21 protein-coding genes are annotated in these 19,140 nt (G+C 72.8%); 9 read left to right on the top strand and 12 right to left on the bottom strand.

Translation table 11 applies throughout. The features are described from left to right. The first annotated feature begins 70 nt into the window (after positions 1-70). From BCL65_RS03645 to BCL65_RS03630, 4 genes are all read left to right on the top strand, one after another. Positions 71-1,717, top strand: a complete 1,647-nt coding sequence (locus BCL65_RS03645; RefSeq protein WP_106265329.1) for an ABC transporter substrate-binding protein — start codon at positions 71-73, stop codon at positions 1,715-1,717. Positions 1,718-1,783: 66 nt separating this feature from the next. Beyond that, a complete protein-coding gene (locus BCL65_RS03640; RefSeq protein ID WP_181340708.1) occupies positions 1,784-2,779 on the top strand; it encodes an ABC transporter permease in 996 nt (331 codons plus the stop codon). After that, a complete protein-coding gene (locus tag BCL65_RS03635; protein ID WP_106265324.1) occupies positions 2,779-3,825 on the top strand; it encodes an ABC transporter permease in 1,047 nt (348 codons plus the stop codon). The genes BCL65_RS03640 and BCL65_RS03635 overlap by 1 nt, the downstream gene beginning before the upstream one ends. Continuing rightward, positions 3,822-5,513 (top strand): dipeptide ABC transporter ATP-binding protein, encoded by a 1,692-nt coding sequence (locus tag BCL65_RS03630; RefSeq protein WP_106265322.1) that lies wholly within the window; start codon positions 3,822-3,824, stop codon positions 5,511-5,513. The genes BCL65_RS03635 and BCL65_RS03630 overlap by 4 nt, the downstream gene beginning before the upstream one ends. Here the strand turns inward: BCL65_RS03630 and BCL65_RS03625 are convergent. Together BCL65_RS03625 and BCL65_RS03620 are read right to left on the bottom strand one after the other, a co-directional pair. After that, a complete protein-coding gene (locus BCL65_RS03625) occupies positions 5,506-6,357 on the bottom strand; it encodes a CPBP family intramembrane glutamic endopeptidase (RefSeq protein WP_374956669.1) in 852 nt (283 codons plus the stop codon). The two genes, BCL65_RS03630 and BCL65_RS03625, sit on opposite strands and share 8 nt — an antisense overlap. A 41-nt stretch (positions 6,358-6,398) precedes the next feature. Next, positions 6,399-7,637 (bottom strand): cation:proton antiporter domain-containing protein, encoded by a 1,239-nt coding sequence (locus BCL65_RS03620; protein ID WP_207767658.1) that lies wholly within the window; start codon positions 7,635-7,637, stop codon positions 6,399-6,401. 140 nt (positions 7,638-7,777) lie between these two features. Here BCL65_RS03620 and BCL65_RS03615 point away from each other — a divergent pair, with 140 nt between their 5' ends. The 4 genes from BCL65_RS03615 to BCL65_RS03600 are packed head-to-tail and all read left to right on the top strand — an operon-like array spanning position 7,778 to position 10,509. Then, positions 7,778-8,509, top strand: coding sequence for a hypothetical protein (locus BCL65_RS03615; RefSeq protein WP_106265319.1), 732 nt, complete (start codon positions 7,778-7,780; stop codon positions 8,507-8,509). After that, positions 8,502-8,801: a transcriptional regulator gene (locus BCL65_RS03610; protein ID WP_106265317.1), complete on the top strand. Its 300-nt coding sequence runs from the start codon at positions 8,502-8,504 to the stop codon at positions 8,799-8,801. The genes BCL65_RS03615 and BCL65_RS03610 overlap by 8 nt, the downstream gene beginning before the upstream one ends. Further along, positions 8,798-9,721 (top strand): ABC transporter ATP-binding protein, encoded by a 924-nt coding sequence (locus BCL65_RS03605; RefSeq protein WP_106265315.1) that lies wholly within the window; start codon positions 8,798-8,800, stop codon positions 9,719-9,721. Before BCL65_RS03610 ends, BCL65_RS03605 begins: the two co-directional genes overlap by 4 nt. After that, a complete protein-coding gene (locus BCL65_RS03600) occupies positions 9,718-10,509 on the top strand; it encodes an ABC transporter permease (RefSeq protein WP_106265313.1) in 792 nt (263 codons plus the stop codon). The genes BCL65_RS03605 and BCL65_RS03600 overlap by 4 nt, the downstream gene beginning before the upstream one ends. Positions 10,510-10,624: 115 nt before the next feature. On the opposite strand, the gene BCL65_RS03595 is transcribed toward BCL65_RS03600, so the two are convergent. The 3 genes from BCL65_RS03595 to BCL65_RS03585 all read right to left on the bottom strand — a co-directional run bounded on the left by BCL65_RS03595 (position 10,625) and on the right by BCL65_RS03585 (position 13,985). Continuing rightward, the gene (locus BCL65_RS03595) at positions 10,625-13,129 is read right to left on the bottom strand and encodes a heavy metal translocating P-type ATPase (protein WP_106265311.1); all 2,505 of its coding nucleotides are present in this window, start codon (positions 13,127-13,129) and stop codon (positions 10,625-10,627) included. A gap of 173 nt (positions 13,130-13,302) precedes the next feature. Further along, positions 13,303-13,623, bottom strand: coding sequence for a heavy-metal-associated domain-containing protein (locus BCL65_RS03590; RefSeq protein WP_106265309.1), 321 nt, complete (start codon positions 13,621-13,623; stop codon positions 13,303-13,305). Positions 13,624-13,652: 29 nt separating this feature from the next. Then, complete coding sequence (locus BCL65_RS03585) at positions 13,653-13,985, bottom strand: metal-sensitive transcriptional regulator (protein WP_106265307.1); 333 nt, start codon at positions 13,983-13,985, stop codon at positions 13,653-13,655. A gap of 96 nt (positions 13,986-14,081) precedes the next feature. Between BCL65_RS03585 and BCL65_RS03580 the strand changes: the two genes are divergently transcribed. Then, entirely contained in the window at positions 14,082-14,273 is a 192-nt protein-coding gene (locus BCL65_RS03580) for a hypothetical protein (RefSeq protein WP_106265305.1), read from the top strand. Positions 14,274-14,283: 10 nt separating this feature from the next. Here the strand turns inward: BCL65_RS03580 and BCL65_RS03575 are convergent, their stop codons facing one another. The 7 genes from BCL65_RS03575 to hemL all read right to left on the bottom strand — a co-directional run bounded on the left by BCL65_RS03575 (position 14,284) and on the right by hemL (position 19,126). Continuing rightward, positions 14,284-14,799: an HU family DNA-binding protein gene (locus tag BCL65_RS03575; protein WP_165799920.1), complete on the bottom strand. Its 516-nt coding sequence runs from the start codon at positions 14,797-14,799 to the stop codon at positions 14,284-14,286. Positions 14,800-14,910: 111 nt separating this feature from the next. Further along, positions 14,911-15,471 carry a hypothetical protein gene (locus tag BCL65_RS03570; protein WP_106265301.1) on the bottom strand — a complete coding sequence of 187 codons (561 nt, stop codon included), beginning with the start codon at positions 15,469-15,471 and terminating at the stop codon, positions 14,911-14,913. Then, on the bottom strand, positions 15,468-16,118 hold the full coding sequence (locus tag BCL65_RS03565; RefSeq protein ID WP_106265299.1) for a hypothetical protein: 651 nt from the start codon (positions 16,116-16,118) through the stop codon (positions 15,468-15,470). The genes BCL65_RS03570 and BCL65_RS03565 overlap by 4 nt, the downstream gene beginning before the upstream one ends. Continuing rightward, a complete protein-coding gene (locus tag BCL65_RS03560) occupies positions 16,115-16,693 on the bottom strand; it encodes a hypothetical protein (RefSeq protein ID WP_125206468.1) in 579 nt (192 codons plus the stop codon). Before BCL65_RS03560 ends, BCL65_RS03565 begins: the two co-directional genes overlap by 4 nt. Before the next feature lie 103 nt (positions 16,694-16,796). Further along, positions 16,797-17,354 carry a hypothetical protein gene (locus tag BCL65_RS03555; RefSeq protein WP_106265295.1) on the bottom strand — a complete coding sequence of 186 codons (558 nt, stop codon included), beginning with the start codon at positions 17,352-17,354 and terminating at the stop codon, positions 16,797-16,799. Between the two features lie 73 nt (positions 17,355-17,427). Beyond that, complete coding sequence (locus BCL65_RS03550) at positions 17,428-17,637, bottom strand: hypothetical protein (RefSeq protein WP_106265294.1); 210 nt, start codon at positions 17,635-17,637, stop codon at positions 17,428-17,430. A 106-nt stretch (positions 17,638-17,743) separates the two neighbouring features. Then, entirely contained in the window at positions 17,744-19,126 is a 1,383-nt protein-coding gene (gene hemL, locus BCL65_RS03545) for a glutamate-1-semialdehyde 2,1-aminomutase (protein WP_106265292.1), read from the bottom strand. Between the last annotated feature and the right edge of the window lie 14 nt (positions 19,127-19,140).

Genomic DNA, 19,140 nt, shown 5'->3' with positions numbered 1-19,140 from the left:
CCGACACAGGCGGCTGCTAGACAACTCCGTGCCCGCGACGACCCGCGGACGCATCCAGAGGAGATCAACCATGAGGTTCATTCGAGGCAACCGACGGGGCGTGCCCGCCGTCGCCGGTGCAGCAGGCATCGCGGTCCTGCTCGCGGCGTGCAGCGGCGGCGGCGACGGGGAGAGCACCGACGAGGGCGGCGGCGAGGCCGGTGGCGCGCTGACCATCGGCACCACCGACAAGGTCACGACGATCGACCCCGCCGGTTCGTACGACAACGGCTCGTTCGCCGTCATGAACCAGGTCTACCCGTTCCTGATGAACACCCCGTACGGGAGCCCCGACGTCGAGCCCGACATCGCCGAGTCGGCCGAGTTCACGGCGCCCACCGAGTACACGGTGACGCTCAAGCCCGGCCTGAAGTGGGCCAACGGCAACGACCTGACCGCCTCGGACGTGAAGTTCAGCTTCGACCGCATGGTGGGCATCGCCGCCGAGAACGGTCCTTCCTCGCTGCTGTACAACCTCGACAGCACCGAGGTCGTGGACGACACCACCGTGGTCTTCCACCTCAAGAGCGAGAACGACCAGGTGTTCCCGCAGATCCTGTCGTCCCCGGCCGGCCCGATCGTGGACGAGGACGTCTTCTCCGCCGACGAGCTGACGTCCGACCAGGAGATCGTCGACGGCAACGCGTTCGCCGGCCAGTACACGATCACGAGCTACAACTTCAACGAGCTCATCACGTACGAGGCCTACGAGGGCTACCAGGGTCTGCTCGGCCCGGCCGAGACGCCCGAGATCAACGTGTCGTACTTCGCCGACTCCTCGAACCTCAAGCTCGAGGTGCAGCAGGGCTCCGTCGACGTGGCGTTCCGCTCGCTGTCCTCGACGGACGTCGAGGACCTCCAGGGCGACGACAACGTCAAGGTCGTCGAGGGGCCGGGCGGCGAGATCCGCTACGTCGTCTTCAACTTCGACACCCAGCCGTACGGCGCCGCGCAGCCGGAGGCCGACGAGGACAAGGCCCTCGCCGTGCGCCAGGCCGTCGCGCACCTGATCGACCGCGAGGCGATCTCGGAGCAGGTCTACAAGGGCACCTACACGCCGCTGTACTCCTACGTCCCGGCGGGCCTGACCGGTGCCACCGAGTCGCTCAAGGAGCTCTACGGCGACGGCCAGGGCGGCCCCGACGCGGCCGCTGCCGAGCAGGCGCTGAACGACGCGGGCGTCGAGACCCCGGTCGCCCTGAGCCTGCAGTACTCGAACGACCACTACGGCCCGTCCTCCGGCGACGAGTACGCGCTGATCAAGGACCAGCTCGAGGCGTCCGGCCTGTTCACGGTCGACCTGCAGACCACCGAGTGGGTCCAGTACAGCGAGGACCGCACGGCCGACGTCTACCCGGCCTACCAGCTCGGCTGGTTCCCGGACTACTCGGACGCCGACAACTACCTCACGCCGTTCTTCCTCACGGAGAACTTCCTGGCCAACCACTACTCGAACCCGGCCGTCGACGAGCTCATCCTCGAGCAGAGCGTCACCGCGGACCCGGACGAGCGCACCGCCGTCATCGAGGAGATCCAGGACACCGTGGCGCAGGACCTGTCCACGGTCCCGTACCTGCAGGGTGCTCAGGTCGCCGTCGTCGGGGCCGACGTGACGGGTGCCGAGGACACGCTCGACGCGTCGTTCAAGTTCCGCTACGCGGCGCTGGCCAAGGGCTGACGGGCCGGTACGTCGCTCGTGGCTGCAGCACCTGCAGCAGGAGGCGCACTGGGACGGTACGTCCTGGTGCGCTTCCTGCTGATCATCCCCACCGTCTTCATCCTGGTCACCACCGTGTTCGTGCTCATGCGCGCCACGGGTGACCCGATCACGGCCGCCCTCGGCGGTCGTCTCACCCCGGACCAGCTCGCCGAGCGCATCCATGCCGCCGGGTACGACCGGCCGATCCTCGTGCAGTACTGGGACTACCTGTCCGGCGTCTTCACCGGCGACCTCGGCACCACCCTCAGCGACAGCCGGCCCGTGACCGAGGTGCTCACCACCTACGGCGCGGCGACGCTGGAGCTGAGCCTCTACGCCGTGCTGGTCGCGACGGTGCTGGGCGTCCCGTTCGGGATGCTCAGCGGGTACTTCCGCGACCGTGTCCCGGACGCCGTCCTGCGCGTGCTCGCGATCCTCGCGTACGCCACCCCGGTGTTCTTCGCGGGCCTGCTGCTCAAGCTGGTCTTCTCCGTCTGGCTCGGGTGGTTCCCCGTGGCCGGCCGCGTGTCGACCGCCGGCGAGATCGAGATGCGCAAGGCCGGGGCCGACTCCGGCTTCATGGTGATCGACGCCCTGCAGACCGGGGACCCCGCCGTCCTCCTGGACGTGCTGTCCCACGCCGTCCTGCCGGCCATGGCGCTCGGGCTGCTGACCGCCGGGATCTTCCTCCGGCTGGTCCGGACCAACATGATCGGCACCCTCGGCACCGACTACGTGACGGCGGCCCGGTCGCGGGGCGTCCGCGAGCGCCGTCTCGTCACGGGCCACGCCTGGCGCCCGGCTCTCATCCCCGTCATCACGGTGGCGGGCATGCAGATCGCCATGCTGCTGGTCGGCGCGGTGCTCACCGAGACCACGTTCGAGTGGCGCGGGCTGGGCTTCCAGCTCGCCCAGTACCTGCAGGCGCGCGACTTCGTCGCGGTGCAGGGGATCGTCGTGGTGATGGCGGTCGTGGTGGCCGTGACGAACTTCCTGGTCGACATGATCGCGGTCCTCGTGGACCCGAGGGTGAGGTACTGATGACTGCGCCGGAGATCACGGGCGCCGGCACCGCCGGCGCCGCGCCGGAGCACCTGCGCGGTCGCGGTGCGTGGTTCAAGCGGCTGCCCGTGGTGCACCAGCTGCGCCAGAGCGTCGGGCTGCAGCGCGGCATGCTGGTGGCGGGCCTGGTCCTCACGGTGGCCTTCGTCGTGCTCGCGGCCGGTGCCCGGTGGATCGCCCCGTACGGCTGGGCACAGCTGCGCGGCCCCGACGGCATGTTCGGGGCGCAGCAGCCGCCCAGCGCCGACCACTGGTTCGGCACCACCGTGGGCGGCTACGACGTGCTGTCGCGCGTCGTGTGGGGCGCGCAGACGGCACTGTTCGTCGTCGTCGTCGCGGTGCTGTCCTCGATCGTGGTCGGGGTGGTCCTCGGGCTGCTGTCCGGGTACTTCGGCGGCTGGGTCGACCGGCTGCTGGTGCTGGTGGCCGACGCCGTCTACGCGTTCCCCTCCCTGCTGCTCGCCATCCTGCTCGCGATCGTCATCTCCGGCGGTCAGTCGAGCATGTGGGGCGGCATCTTCGCGGCGGCGCTGTCCATCACCGTGGTGTTCGTGCCGCAGTACTTCCGGGTGGTGCGGGCGGAGGTGGTCCGGGTCAAGGGCGAGGCGTTCGTCGACTCGGCGCGCGTGCTCGGCACCGGGCACTGGCGGATCATGACCCGTCACGTGCTGCGCAACTCGATCCGCACGCTGCCCCTGATCGTGACCCTCAACGCCTCCGAGGCGATCCTCACGCTGGCCGGGCTCGGGTTCCTCGGGTTCGGGATCGAGCCGACGGCGGCCGCCGAGTGGGGCTACGACCTGCAGCGGGCCGTCGCCGACGTGACCTCGGGCATCTGGTGGACCGCGCTGTTCCCGGGCCTGGCGATCGTCGTCGCCGCGATGGGCATGACGCTGGTGGGCGAGTCGCTCAACGACCTCGCGGACCCGCGGCTGCGCTCGCGGTCGCGCTCGAAGCAGGTCTCCGGGAAGGTCGCGGCCACGTCCGTCGTCGCGGACGACCAGCAGAAGGGAGACGTCGCGTGAGCGCCGTCGCATCGATCAACGACCTGGCGGTCTCGTTCGCCACCGACGCCGGCCCGGTGCGCGCCGTCGACGGCGTGAGCCTCGAGGTCCGGCCCGGCGAGGTCCTCGCCGTCGTGGGCGAGTCCGGCTCGGGCAAGACCGTCACGGCGAAGGCGATCCTGGGGCTGCTGCCCGCCACGGCGACGACCCGTGGCGCCGTGGTGCTCACGGCGCGGGACGGCACCACCACCGACGTCGTCTCGGTGTCGGGGGCGAGGCTGCGCGAGGTGCGCGGCCGGGACGTCGCCATGGTCTTCCAGGAGCCGTCGAGCGTCCTCAACCCCGTGTACACGGTGGGGCGGCAGATCGCCGAGGGCCTGCGCGCCCACGGCAAGGTGTCGAAGAAGGAGGCGCGCCGGCGCGCGATCGAGGTGCTCGGCACGGTGGGCATCCCCGACCCCGAGGAGCGGGTGGACCACTACCCGCACCAGTTCTCGGGCGGGCAGAAGCAGCGCATCGTCATCGCGATGGCGCTCGTGCTGAACCCCGGCCTCATCGTGGCGGACGAGCCCACCACCGCCCTCGACGTGACCGTGCAGGCGGAGATCCTGGAGCTGCTGCGGCGGCTGCGGGACGACACGGGCACGGCGATCGTGCTCATCACCCACAACATGGGCGTGGTCGCGGACCTCGCGGACCGGGTCGCGGTGATGTACCAGGGCGAGGTGGTGGAGAGCGCTCCGGTCAAGGACCTCTTCAGCGACCCGCAGGCCGAGTACACCCGGGCGCTGCTCGGTGCGGTCCCGCGGATCGGCGAGGGCGTGGCCCGCGCGGCGGCGCGGCTCGAGGCACGCCCGGAGGGCTGGCACGACGCCGAGCCGGTCGTCCGGGCCGAGGGCCTGACGATCACCTATCCGGGCCGGTTCCGGCAGCCGTCGTTCACCGCGGTGGACGACGTCTCGTTCACCATCCGGCCGGGCGAGGTGCTGGGCCTGGTGGGGGAGTCCGGCTCGGGCAAGACGACGATCGCCCGCGCGATCGCCGGTCTGACCCCGGTGAGCGGCGGCTCGCTCGAGGTGCTCGGCGCGCAGATGAACGGCGCCCGCGGGCGCCGGCTGCGCACGATGCGCCCCCGGCTGGGGTTCGTGTTCCAGGACCCGGCCACCTCGTTCAACCCGCTGCTGACCATCGCCGAGTGCGTGGCCGAGCCGCTGGTGGTGCACGGGCGGGCCCGGACGCCGGAGGCGGCGCGCCGGCGGGTCGACGAGCTGCTGGAGGCGGTGCAGCTGCCCCGCTCGTACGGTGACCGGTTCCCGCACGAGCTGTCCGGCGGGCAGCGCCAGCGCGCCTCGCTGGCCCGGGGGCTGGCGCTCGACCCGGAGCTGCTGGTGGCGGACGAGCCGACGTCGGCCCTCGACGTCTCCGTCCAGGCCAAGGTGCTGGAGCTGTTCACCGAGCTGCAGGCCGAGCTCGGCTTCGCGTGCCTGTTCGTCTCGCACGACCTCGCGGTGGTCGACCTCCTCGCGGACCGGATCGCGGTGCTGTACCGCGGCCGGCTCGTCGAGGAGGGCACAGGTGCCGAGGTGCTCGGGTCACCGCGGGAGGACTACACGCGCCGCCTGCTCGCCTCCCTGCCCGTGCCGGACCCGGTGGCCCAGGCGGAGCGGCGGCAGACGTGGGAGACGCTCGCCGAGCCGTCCGTCAGGTGATGCCCAGCGCCTCGCGCCAGGCGGCCGGCACCAGCGCGTAGCCGACGAACGCGACGACGTCGAGCACGGTGTGCGCGACGACGAGCGGCAGCACGCGGTGCCGGCCCCACCGGGAGGTGTAGAACCAGGCGAACACGACGCCCATGACGACGTTGCCGACGAACGGCCCGATGCCCTGGTACAGGTGGTAGGACCCGCGCAGCAGCGCACTGGCGGCGACGATCTTGAGGCGCGTCCAGCCCAGGTCGGCGGTGCGCTCGGCGAGGTAGGCCACCGCGACGACCTCCTCGAGCAGCCCGTTCTGCAGGGCCGCCAGGATCAGCACGGGCACCGTCCACCAGTGCTCGTCCAGGGCGCTGGCCTGCACGCTGACGGTGATCCCGAGGAGCCGTCCCAGGGCGTAGAAGGCGAGCCCCGGCAGCCCGATGGCGGCCGCCAGCGCGAACCCCCAGGCGGTGTCGTGTCCGGGCCGTGCGGCGTCGAGCCCGATGCGGCGCAGGGTGCCGGGACCCCGGGCGCTGAGCAGGTAGAGCGCCAGGGCCACGGGGACGAGCGCGAACGCGATGCCGAGGAGCTGGTACGTCAGGTCGAGCCACGGCCGGGGCGAGCGGGACGCGTTGAGCGTGGCGGACTGCTCGGCCAGCGACGTCTCGGCGGTGAGCCGCGCGACGATGTTCACCAGTGCGTAGACGCCGCTCTGCCCCAGGCTCAGGCCGAGCACGATCCAGATCTCGGCACCGGTCCGACGGCGGTCGCGAGGCGTGCGCACCGGAGCGGCCGGGGCGGGCGGAACCCATCGGTCGGTGGCGGCCGGGGCGGGGGCTGAGTCGGGCACGGCGTCCAGCGTAGGCCCACCGCCACGCCGCCGCGGGGCGCGGCGTGGGCTCAGGAACGGGCCGGGCGATCGGCGTCGCTGCGGGCGTAGAGCCGGACGAGCGGGGCCGCCGTCGTGCCGTGCACCACGGTGCTGGCCGCGACGACGAGCATCCCGAGCGCGAAGACCCGCGGGTCGGTCACACCCTGGTCCCGCGCGTGGGCGAGGTAGAACACGGCGGAGACACCCATCGGGCCGAACCACCCGGCGAACGCGGCGTCGCGGCGGGTCAGGCCGAGCACGGGCGCCATCAGCAGCACCGTCGGCAGCCGGCGCACGACGAGCACCCCGACGGTGACGAGCACGACGACGGGTCCCAGCGCGGCCCAGTCCGCCCACGGCAGGGCGGCCCCGACGAGCAGGAAGAACGGGACGACGGCGTAGCGGTTCACGGCCTCGTCGATCATGTCCTGGTGCTCGCGCGTCGACTCGTCGGTGCGCGCCCCGTAGGCGATGCCGGCCACGAAGACGGCGAGCACGCCGTCGGTCCCCGCGAGCCGGGCGACGCCGAGGGCGGCGAGGGCGAGCAGGAGCGTCAGCACGAGCGACGGCCCGCCGGCCAGGTCGTGCTCGCGCGTCGCGAGCCGGCGTCCCGCGGCGGTGACGAGTCCGGCGACGACGCCGATCACGACGGCACCCAGCACCTCCCAGGTGAGGATCAGCAGCTCGTGGCCCGTGTCGCGCGCGGTGAGCGCGAGGGAGACGGCGATGGCGACCAGGGGCAGGGCGAGGCCGTCGTTGGCGCCGCTCTCCGCGGTGAGCAGCGCGCGCAGGCGGCTCGGCAGGGACCTCTCGGCGACGTCGCCGGTGACCACGGAGGCCGCGAGCACCGGGTCGGTGGGACTCAGGCAGGCCCCGACGACGGCGGCGAGCGCCAGCGGCAGCCCGAGGGTGAGGGCGAGGCCGCCCGAGATCACGGCCGCGGCGGGCATGACGACGAGCAGCATCCAGGCGACCGGGCGCACCAGCGCCCGCAGCCGGCGGGTCGGGAAGCGCAGCGCGGCGGCCATGACGGAGGCCGCGAGCAGCAGGCGGGACGACTCGAGCAGGAGGGTGTCGCGCTGGGTCTCGTCCCAGCCGAGGGCGCCGGACCCGCCCAGGACGCCGCCCTGGCCGAGCACGACGCCGAGCAGCAGGCCCACCAGGGGCTCGGTGACGGGCAGCGAGCGCAGCCGTCTGCTCAGCAGGGCCAGGACGACGCTCGCGACGCCGACCGTCGCGTACAGCAGCGGCAGCTCCAACCAGGTCACCTCCCGGGTCGTGCGGCGGTGTCCTCGCACGGTAGACGCGACCCCGTCGGGTCGCAGGTCTTGTGCCGCCACGATCGGCGTGAGACTCTACAAACAGGTTTGCAGCACAAACTACTTCGCAGGTCCCGAAAGGCAGAGAGATGACGACACCCGAGCACGACGACGCGGCCGGTCGCGGGCCGGCCGAGCACCGGGGCCACGGGCGCTCGGCGTTCGACCCCGCCGAGTCCCTGCGGCTCATCGAGGAGTCCCAGCAGCGCGCCCGTGCCGCGACGGAGCCCGACGGGCGCCTGCTCTACCTCGTCTGGGGCGTCGCGTGGCTCGCCGGCTACCTGGTGCTGTGGATGAGCGCCCGCTCGGCCGACGGCGCACCCGGCGGCGTCGCCTTCGCCGTCTTCTTCGCCCTGCTCGCCGCCGCGATCACCATCACGGTCGTGCACAGCGGCGTCCGCAGCGCCGGGACGCGCGGCCCCAGCGCCCGCGTCGGCATGATGTACGGCTGGTCCTGGGCGCTCGGGTTCGTCGCGTACCCGTTCGTCATCAGCGGCATCGCCCGCGCCGGGGCGTCCGACGAGGTGATCGGCCTGGTGGCCAACGCCCTCGCCTGCGCCGTCGTCGGCCTGCTGTACCTCGCCGGCGGCACGTTCTTCTGCGACAACCGGCTCTACGTCCTCGGCCTGTGGATCCTGCTCACCGGGGGCGTCGCCACGATCGCCGGCATGCCCGCCACGTACCTCGTCATGGCGCTGGCCGGCGGCGGCGGGTTCCTCGTCATGTGCGGCGTCGAGTCCGTGCTCGTCGCCCGACGACGCCACCGCGGCCGCGCGTCCGGCGCGACCACCGGCGTCGGACCGGGGGTGGGTGATGACTGAGCTCGACACCGTCATCCACGCCCCCGCCCGGCTGCGGGTGGTCTCGACGCTGGCGGCGCTGCCGCCCGGGGACGAGATCGTCTTCCCGAAGCTGCAGAAGCTGCTCGACATGACCGCGGGCAACCTCTCGACCCACGTGCGCAAGCTGGAGGACGCCGGCTACGTCCGGGTCGCCAAGGCGCACGCCGGGCGCAAGCCCGTCACCTACCTCGCGCTGACCACCGAGGGTCGCCGCGCCTTCGAGGACTACACCGCCACCCTCACCGCACTGCTGAAGGGAACAGGAGCATGACCGTCATCACCGTCGACGGCGTCACCCGCAGGTTCGGGGACGTGGTCGCGCTCGACGACGTCTCCCTCGACGTCGGACCCGGCGAGCTCGTGGGGCTGCTCGGCCCCAACGGCGCCGGCAAGTCCACCCTGCTGTCCCTCGTCAGCGGGCAGCGCCGACCCGACCGGGGGACGGTCCGCCTCCTGGGCGGCGACCCCCGCGACGCGGCCAGCCGGATCGGCCTCGGCGTCACCCCGCAGGAGACCGGCCTGCCCCCGACGCTCCGGGTGGGGGAGGTCGTCGACTTCGTCGGCGGCCACTTCCCGGCCCCCGTGCCCACCGGCGAGCTGCTCGACCGGTTCGGCCTCACCGAGATGGCCCGCAAGCAGACCGGCGCGCTGTCCGGCGGGCAGAAGCGGCGGCTGGCCGTGGCCCTGTCGCTGGTCGGCAACCCGCGCGTCATCCTGCTCGACGAGCCCACGACCGGGCTCGACGTCGGGGCCCGCCAGGCGCTGTGGGACGCGATCCGCGCCTACCACGCGGACGGCGGCACGGTGCTGCTGACCAGCCACTACCTGGAGGAGGTGCAGGCGCTGGCCGAGCGCGTCGTCGTCATCGACCACGGCGTCGTCCGCGCCGACGACTCCCTCGGCGCGATCCTGCGCCGGGTCGCGCTGCGGCGCGTCGTCCTGACCTGCGCCGACGACCTCTCGGCGTGGCCGGGCGTCGCGCGCGCCGAGGCCGTCGCGCCGACGGCCGGGGCCGACGGCGGCACGCGGCAGTCGCTGTTCACCCCCGACGCCGACGCCCTGGTCCGCGACCTGGTGCGTGCCGACGTCGACTTCCGCGACCTCGAGATCCGGGGCGCCAGCCTGGAGGAGGCGTTCGCCGAGATGGTGGACGCCGACGTGCCGGCCCGTCTGGAAGGAGCGACCCGATGACCACCGCGAACCCTGCATCGGCTACCCCGAGGGTCGTCAGCCCCCTCCGGCTCGCCTGGCTGCACCTGAAGTTCCAGTTCCTCGAGACCGTCCGCATCCCGATGGCCGTGATCGGCAACGCGGTGTTCCCGGCGCTGGCGATGGTGTTCTTCGTCGTGCCGCAGGACTCCGTCGCCGGCAACCCGCAGTTCGCGACGATGGCGGTCGCGGGACTGGCGATGTTCGCGGTGTGCTCGGCGAGCCTGTTCACCTACGGCCTCGGCGTGGCCGAGGACCGGGCGCTGCCCTTCGACCCGTTCGTGCGCTCGCTGCCGGCGGGTCCCGGGCCGCGGATGGTCGCCCGCGTGGGCAACGGGGCGATCTTCACGCTCGTCGGGCTGCTCCCGCTCATCGCGGTGGCGTGGCTCTTCACGTCGGCGGCCGTGACGGCGACGCAGCTCGCGGCGGGGGTCGGGATGATCCTGCTGGCGTCGGTGCCGTTCGTGCTCCTGGGCATGGCGGTGGGCTACTCGCTGACCGCCAAGGCGGCGCTGCCGGTGGTGCAGGTCGTCCTGTTCCCGCTGGCGTTCGCCGGCGGGCTGTTCCTGCCGCCGATGATGTTCCCGGCGTGGCTGGACACCCTCTCCCAGCTCACGCCCACGCGGGCCGCCCGGGACCTGCTGGTCCAGGCGCTCACCGGCGCACCGGCCAACCCGTGGGCCTGGCCGGTGCTCGTCGGCTGGACGGCGGTCTTCGCCGCGCTGGCGGCCTGGGCCTACCGCCGCGACGAGGGACGCCGCTTCCGCTGAGCCCGTCGAGCGTTGTGGGCGCGAATTCTGTGCCGCAGTATCCCCGCAAAGGGGATGAAACGGGCCAGAATTCGCGCCCACAGCGCAGGGTAGGGGCGGTGCGATCCGGGTGGGGTCAGCCGGCGCGGCGCAGGCGCAGCGAGTTCGTCACCACGATGACCGACGACGCCGCCATCGCCGCGCCCGCGATCATCGGGTTGAGCAGCCCGGCCGCGGCGAGCGGGATCGCCGCCACGTTGTACGCGAACGCCCAGAACAGGTTCTGCTTGATCACGCGCAACGTGCGCCGCGAGAGCCGCACGGCGGTGGCGGCCGCCCGCAGGTCCCCGCGCACCAGCGTGATGTCGCTCGCCTCGATGGCCACGTCGGTGCCCGTGCCCATCGCGAGCCCGAGATCGGCGGTCGCCAGCGCCGCGGCGTCGTTCACGCCGTCGCCCACCATCGCCACCGTCCGTCCCTCGGCCTGCAGCCGGGAGATCGTCGCCGCCTTGTCCGCCGGCAGCACGCGGGCGATCACCTCGTCGATGCCGACCTCGGCGGCCGCGGCGCGCGCCGCGCCCTCGGAGTCGCCGGTGAGCAGCACGGGGTGCAGGCCGAGCGCCTTCAGCTCGGCCACGGCCTCGGCGGAGGTCGGCTTGACCGGGTCGCGCAGCACGAGCGCGGCCCGGGCGGTGCCGTCCCACGCGACGACGACGGCGGTCGCCCCGTCCCGCTCGGCGTGCCCGACGGCGTCGCGCACCTCGTCCGGGACGCGCACGCCCGTCTCGTCGAGCCAGGTCAGGCGGCCGACCGCGACCCGGCGCGCGCCGAGCCCACCCGATCCCTCGCTGCCCAGGCCCGCGTGCGCCGTCCGGACCACGGCCTCGACACCGCCGCCCGCCGTGGAGCGGAAGTCGAAGACCTGCAGCGCGCCGATCGTGACGCCGTCGGCCCCGGTTCCCGCGGAGCTGTCAGCACCAGCGCGCGGTACCCCGCCGCGAGGTTCTGACAGCTCGGAGGAGGCGATCGCCTGGGCGATCGGGTGCTCGCTGCGGTCCTCCACCGCGGCGGCCCAGCGCAGGGCCTCGTCGGCGTCCACGCCCTCGGCGGGCACCACGCGCTCCAGCGCCATCGCGCCGGCCGTGACGGTGCCGGTCTTGTCGAGCACCACGGTGCCGACCCGGCGGGTGGACTCCAGGATCTCCGGGCCCTTGATGAGCACGCCGAGCTGGGCGCCGCGCCCGGTGCCGACCAGCAGCGCCGTCGGGGTCGCGAGACCCAGGGCGCAGGGGCAGGCGATGATCAGCACGGCCACGGCGGCGGTGAAGGCGAACTGCGCCCCGGCACCGGCCAGCAGCCAGCCGCCCAGGGTGAGGACGGCCAGGGCCAGCACGATCGGCACGAACACCGCCGAGATGCGGTCCGCGAGCCGCTGCACCGGCGCCTTGCCCGTCTGCGCCTGCGAGACCAGCCGCCCGATCTGGGCCAGCGTGGTCTCCTCGCCGACCCGCGTGGCGCGGACCAGCAGGTGACCGGAGGTGTTCACGGTGGCCCCGGTGACGGCGTCGCCGGGGGCGACGTCCACGGGCACCGGCTCGCCCGTCAGCAGCGAGGTGTCGACCGCGGAGGTCCCCTCGACGACCTCGCCGTCGGTGGCGACCTTCTCGCCCGGGCGGACGGTGAACAGGTCGCCCGTGCGCAGCGCCCCGACGGCGACGCGCTCGGTGACCAGGGTGCCGCCGTCGGAGCTCACGGGACGCCCGTCGGGGCCGGTGACGACCCGCTCGGCCTCCTTGGCGCCGAGCTCCAGGAGCGAGCGCAGCGCGTCGCCGGCGCGGCGCTTGGACCGGTGCTCGGCGTAGCGGCCGGCCAGCAGGAACGTCGTGACGACGGCGGCCACCTCGAGGTAGAGCTCCGGCGTGGCGCCGTGCTCCCGCGACGGCAGCAGGGAGACCTGCATGGTCATGCCGATCTCGCCGGCCCCGCCGAGCAGCAGCGCCCACAGCGACCACAGGGTCGCCGCGACCACGCCGATCGAGACGAGGGTGTCCATGGTCGAGGCACCGTGCCGGGCCGCACGGGCCGCCGCGGCGTGGAACGGCCAGGCGCCCCAGGTCACCACGGGCAGGGCCAGGGCCGCGACGACCCACTGCCAGCCGGCGAACTGCAGCGCGGGGACCATGGAGAGCAGCACGACCGGCACGGTGAGGACGGCGGCGACGCGCAGGCGCCGCCGCAGGTCGTCGCCGCGGTACTCGGTGTGCACGTGGCCGCCGGAGTGCTCGCCGTGCTCTGCCTGCTCAGGGTGCGTGTCGTGCTCAGGGTGCGCGCCGTGTGCGTCGTGCTCGTCGGGGTGTGCCACGCCGTCGGGAGCGGGCGCCGTGGACCGCGAACGGGTGACGGTCGCGGTGTAGCCGGCGGACGCGACGGCCTGCACGAGGTCGGCGTCGGTGACGCCGTCGGGGCGGCGCACGTGCGCGCTCTCCAACGGCAGGTTCACGGTGGCTTCGACGCCGGGCAGCCGCGTGAGCTTCTTCTCGACCCGGGCGACGCACGAGGCGCACGTCATGCCCTGGATGGCGAGGTCGACCTCGGCCTGCGGTGCGGCCGGGGCGGTGTGGGTGTTGTGCGGGGTACTCATGGGTGACTCCTGAGGAGAGCTGGTGCGGAGGTCACCGGCGACGGACCGGGGTGGCGGCCGTCGGGGTCGGGGCGCGGGGCGGATGCCGCCCGGCGCGGCGCGGAGTGCCTGCACGGTCCGACGGCGTGGCGTCGGACCGTGGTTCGGCAGGCTGTCCGCGAGGGAGGGCCGGGCTACTCGCCCGGCCCGAACGAACGGGCGGCGGCGTCGTGGGCGTGCTGGCGCGCCGGGGCCTGCTCGGCGTGCTGCTCCCGCAGGGCGTTCGGCTGCACGGTCAGCGAGGCGACGGCGTAGCCGGCCTCGTCCACGGCGTCGCGCAGCGCCTGCTCGTCGAGCGGCTCGTCGGAGAAGACGGTGGCCTCGGACTCGCCACCGTTCTCGAGGACGATGCTGACGTGCTCGACGCCCTGGACGTTCTCGAGCTCGCTGGTCACGTGGGCGACGCAGTTGGCGCAGGTCATGCCGGTGACGCCCAGCGTGGTGACGGTGCTCATGGGTGCTCCCTCGGTCGGTGGTGGGTGGATCAGCTGCGGACGAGGCGCCCGATCGCGGCGGACGCCTCCTTGACCTTGGCGGCCCCGGCCTCGTCGGACTCGCGGGCCGCGTCGACGACGCAGTGCCCGAGGTGGTCCTCGACGAGGGCGAGGCTGACGGACTGCAGGGCCTTCGTCACAGCGGACACCTGCGTGAGGATGTCGATGCAGTAGACGTCCTCGTCGATCATCCGCGCGATGCCCCGCACCTGTCCCTCGATGCGACGCATGCGCTTGAGGTACGCCGCCTTGTCGGACGCGTACCCGTGGGGTCCGTCGTGCTCGCCGATGGTGGCGTCGGGGTGCGTGATGGCCTCGGTCATGCTTCCAACATACCCCCATGGGGTATAAAGTCAAGGGGCGTCACCGAATTCGCGGGACGTCTCGACAGCCCGGGCGCTCGCCGCGAGGATGGAGGCATGGACGACGACGCGGACGCCGGCCCCGAGTTCGACGGCGTGCGGATCGGGCGCCCCGCCACCAGGGCGCTGTCGCGCGCGGGCTACACCACCCTCGCCGAGCTGCCCGAGCCGCTCGACGAGCTGCTGGCCCTGCACGGCGTCGGACCGAGGGCCGTCCGGCTGCTGAACGAGGCCCGCGCGGACCGCTGACGCGCGCGCGTCACTTCTTCTTGGACTTCTTGCCCTTCTTCGACTTCTTCTTGCCCTTGGCGTCCTTCTTCGAGCTCGCCGTCGAACCCTTCGCCGCGTCCTTCTTCGCCTTCTTCTTCGCGTCCGAGGTCGAGCCCTTCGACCCACCGGCCGACGCCGCGGTCCCGGCCGCCGGGACCGGCTTGCGCGCCGTGGCGGTGGCGCGTGCCGCCGTCGGACCCTCGGCGTCGGCGACCTTGGCCTTGAAGCCCGCCCCGATCCTGAACCGGGGCACGACGGCGGCCGGCACGTCGACGGTGGCGCCCGTGCGGGGGTTGCGGGCGGTCCGGGCGGGGCGCGACGTGCTGTCGAACGTGCCGAACCCCACCAGGGACACCCGCTCCCCGGCGGAGACGCCGTCGACGATGGACGCCAGGACGGCGTCGACGTGCCGCCTGGCCTCGGCGGGGCTGCTGCCCGCGCGCTCGGCGACGGCGTGGACGAGCTCGGCCTTGTTCATGCGTACCTCCGGTGTCGTCGTCGGCACGCGGCGGCGTCCATCGAGCGGGGTGTCGACCGGTGCCAGTCCATGCCCCATTGAAGCGTGAAGCCCGCAGCAGGTCACCGACCGCGCGGGCGCGCCGTCCTGACCGTGTGCTCAGTCGGCGAGCCGGATCGACGCCGCGAACTCGTCGAGGACGGGCAGCAGGGCATCGAGCTGCACGAGGTTCGAGGTGCCGTACATCACCACGACGTCGCGCCCGCCGGCACGCCACGCCCAGTTCACGGAGACGACGATCTCGCCCTCGAGCGCGTCGGCGCGCGTGTACCGGACCGCACGGCGACCGCTGCCCAGCCCGCCGACGACGTCGGTCACCTGAGGCTCGCGGGTGGCGTCCGGGTCGGGCAGGCCGAGCATCCTCTCCTCGGTGGTCTCGGGCGAGGTGGGGGCGTCGACGACCTGCACCATCTCCAGCCCCTTGTCGGGCGTGCCGAGCAGGGCGAACCGGTGCATCCCCTCGAGCATGCGCGGATAGGCCAGCAGGGCGTCGAGCATGCGACGGAGGGCTGTCTGCTCGTCGGCGGTGTACTCGAAAGCCTCGGCGGCGAGGTGCGCGACGGTCCCGGCCCACTCGTCCTCGTCCGGGTAGCCGTTCCACGGGAACGCCTCCGGGACGTAGACCCATCGGTCGGTGTCGAAGTCGACGCGGAGCGTCATGCGGGCTGCCTCTCGGGGGTGGTGTCGTCGGCCGTCGACCGGCCGGCGGGAACGTCCCGCCAGCGCAGCGAGGCCATCATCGTGTCGCCCAGCTCCGTGAGCTCGTCGACCAGCGGCGTCAGCTCCGGGTCCGAAGCGCCCGAGATCGTGAACGTCCCGACCAGCACCGCCGCACCGGGGACCGGCGGCGTCCAGACGTGGTGCACGGTGCGCACCGCGCCGCCCGGCGACTCCCCGGGAAGGTCGACGTCCGGGGCGGGCGCGTCGTGATGCTCCACCACCTGACGGCGGGCCTCACCCGCCCGGGTCACGACCGTCGTCGCGTCCGCGTCGGGTGCGCCACCCGGCCCGGCCGGGGCGAACGCCAGGGCCAGGGACACCGGTGCCCGCCACGGGACGCCGAGCGGGAGGACGACGTCGACGACGCCGCGCTCGCGTGCCGACCTCACCGTCGCGACCAGCGACCGCTCCAGCCGGCGGATACGCCCCCGCGTCCGGTCGTCGAGCCGGGTGCCGTAGTGACGCCGGACGACGGCGCGGACGTCGGCCTCGACGTCGCCCTGCGCCGGGATCAGGACGAAGCCCGGCGGCAGGATGAGGGCGTATGCCGGTGGTCTGGGGTGTGTGGGGGCCACGGTCTCGGTCACGGAGCAGGTGGCTCTCGGGTAGTGCGTGGGGGTGCGAGTCGCTGCTCGGGGACCTCGATGCCGTCGCCGGGCGCAGGTGCTGACGCCGGGGCGACGCGCCAGGAGCGCGGGAGCAGTCGGAAGGTGCCCAGGACAATGCGCGTCAGGAGGATGCCGTTCAAGCACAACATCACGGTGACGACATACCCGGCGGTGGGGGGAGGAGAATCCTCGGGCAAGAGCGACCCGGCGTGCGCACCTGTGCTGAAGAAGAGCAGGACTCCGAAGAAGAGGAGCATCCCGCGACCGATCGGTGGAATCCGCAGGTGCCCGTCAGCGGACCAACTCGTGTCTCGACGGACGCGTGGAAGCCGGATGCTGAGGAATATTGCCGCAGCATAGATGGATGCCGGGACCCAAGAGAGCCAACGGAACGCTGTAGCGAGGAGACCCAGCGATCCAAAGTTGTCGCCCATCGCTAGTGCGACGAACATCTGCACCACCACCCAGAACATCTCGGCACAGAAGCACATCGCCATGACAAACGTGAGTCTGCCGACCACGTCCCAGCGATCGAGCATCTTCTCGAGCGTCACTTGGATCTCCCTGCTGGGTCCCATGCACCGACGACATCGAACGTCGCACCATCGATCTCGGACCACCAGTCGCTGTCCTGCTCGCAGCAGGCATCGCGGACGCTCATGGTGTGCGGTTCCTACCAGAGGAACGGCTCGGCGCGAATCGTTGATCGGGGATGCCGATCGGCGTCTCGGTGGGCGCAGGATCGGGCGCGATCCGCCATGAACGCGGCACGAGCCGGAAAAGGCCGAGGATCATGCGAAGTATGTGCAAGAGCCAGGCGCCGATGATGATGTAGCTCGGGTACAGAAGGTATGCGGCGCCGGAACCTTGAGGAATAAGGAAGACTGACTGCGCGCCGGTGCTGGTGATGAGAACAAAGCCGAGGACGAAGACGGGAAATCGGCCGAACTGAGGGATCTGTATGGATCGTCCTCGTCTGCTGGGACGCGCTCTCATCCGGGGCTGGGGGATCGACAGCACGACGAGTGCGAGGTACATCATTGCTGGCACGAAAGCAAGCCAGCGAATAACAAACGATCCCGGTACCTGCTCCGTCACGAGATTGCCGTCGGTCACCATCAGCGGCAACACGAAGAAGAGAGTCTGCCCAACAAATATGAATGCGAGGATCGTGCCGAGCCTGGTGATCCAGTCCTCACGCTGAGTGATCGTCATTCTTGGAACTCCAACGGTGCGATCGTCGACGCATCGACCTCACGCCACCACGCCGCATACCGGACGGCGGGATTCATCTCGTTGTCAAGGCGGCTTCCGATGAGTTGCGCGAGATCGTGGTGGTAGCGAACGTCGCGACCGCGCCAGCCAGCCCGCGGTGCGGGATCATCGCGGCGAGGTCGTCGGCGGCGGACTCCGCGTCCGCGAGCGATCGCCCGATGCTCCGCAGCCGCGCGGACGTGTCCCGCACCGCTTCCAGGTCGAGCTGCAGCCGTTCACCCATCCGTCGTCTCCCTCGCCGATCCCCACGTCGCCGGGGGACAGCATGCCAGACCGGCGCCGTGCTGCCGATGGGCTGGACGACCCGTCTCACCTGCTGAGTCGGCTGGTCAGGCGCTCGCCGCGGCCGCCGCCCGTGCCCCGGCGGGGAGCGCCTCGAGGATGCGGTGCACCGCGTCGTCGTCGTGGGCCGCCGAGCAGAACCACGCCTCGAACACCGACGGCGGCAGGTTGACCCCTGCGTCGAGCATCGCGTGGAAGAACGGTCCGTGCCGGAACACGTCCTGCGCCTGGGCGTCGGCGTAGGAGGCGACGCCGTCGTGGGCCGCGGCCTCGCCGAAGAACACCGAGAACAGCGACCCGGCCCGCTGGATGCGGTGCGGCACGCCCTCGGCGTCGAGCGCCTCGCCCAGCCCGTGGGACACGGCGTCGGCCGCCTCGGCGACGCGCGCGTACACGCCGTCGTCCGCCAGGCGCAGCGTCGTCAGGCCGGCGGCCACGGCGACGGGGTTCCCGGAGAGGGTGCCCGCCTGGTACACCGGCCCGGTCGGTGCGAGCTGGTCCATGATCGCGGCCGGCCCGCCGAGCGCGGCCACGGGCATCCCGCCGCCCACCACCTTGCCGAAGGTGAACAGGTCGGGGGTCCAGACGTCCTCGGCCGCCTGGCCGGCGTTCTCGAAGCCCCAGTACCCGGCCTCGGAGACGCGGAACCCGGTGAGCACCTCGTCCAGGATCAGCAGCGCCCCGTGCGCGGCGGTGATCCGCCGCAGCCCGGCGTTGAACCCGTCCGACGGCGGCACCACGCCCATGTTGGCGGGCGCGGCCTCGGTGATGACCGCGGCGATGCGCTCCCCGTGCTCGGCGAAGGCCGCCTCGACCGCGGGCAGGTCGTTGTAGGGCAGCACGAGCGTCTCGGCGGCGGAGGCCTCGGTGACGCCCGCGGTGCCCGGCATCGCCAGCGTCGCGACGCCGGAGCCCGCCTCGGCGAGCAGCGCGTCGACGTGCCCGTGGTAGCAGCCGGCGAACTTGATGACCAGCGGGCGTCCGGTGACGCCGCGGGCGAGGCGGACCGCCGTCATCGTCGCCTCGGTGCCGGTGGAGACGAGGCGGACCCGCTCGGCGGCGGGGACGCGACGCCGGATCTCCTCGGCGAGCTCGATCTCGCCCACCGTGGGCGCCCCGAACGACAGCCCGCGGGCGGCGGCGTCCTGCACGGCGGCGACGACCTCGGGGTGCGCGTGTCCCAGCAGCGCCGGACCCCACGACCCGACGAGGTCGACGTACTCGCGCCCGGCGACGTCGGTGACGTACGCGCCGCGCGCGCTCGCCAGGAACCGAGGGTCGCCGCCGACCGAGCCGTAGGCGCGGACCGGCGAGTTGACACCGCCGGGGATCGCGCGCTGGGCGCGCAGGAAGGCCTCGTGGTTGTCGACCGGGGGCGTGCTGCTCACCAGTGCCGCCTCGATGTGCCCGAAGCCTGCGGTGTCCGTCATCGTCGTTCCTCCGT

It is taken from the genome of Isoptericola halotolerans (assembly GCF_003003075.1).
Taxonomy (GTDB): domain Bacteria; phylum Actinomycetota; class Actinomycetes; order Actinomycetales; family Cellulomonadaceae; genus Isoptericola; species Isoptericola halotolerans_A.
Note: the sequence above shows the minus strand (reverse complement) of the source record. Positions and strands in the feature narration are given on the sequence as shown.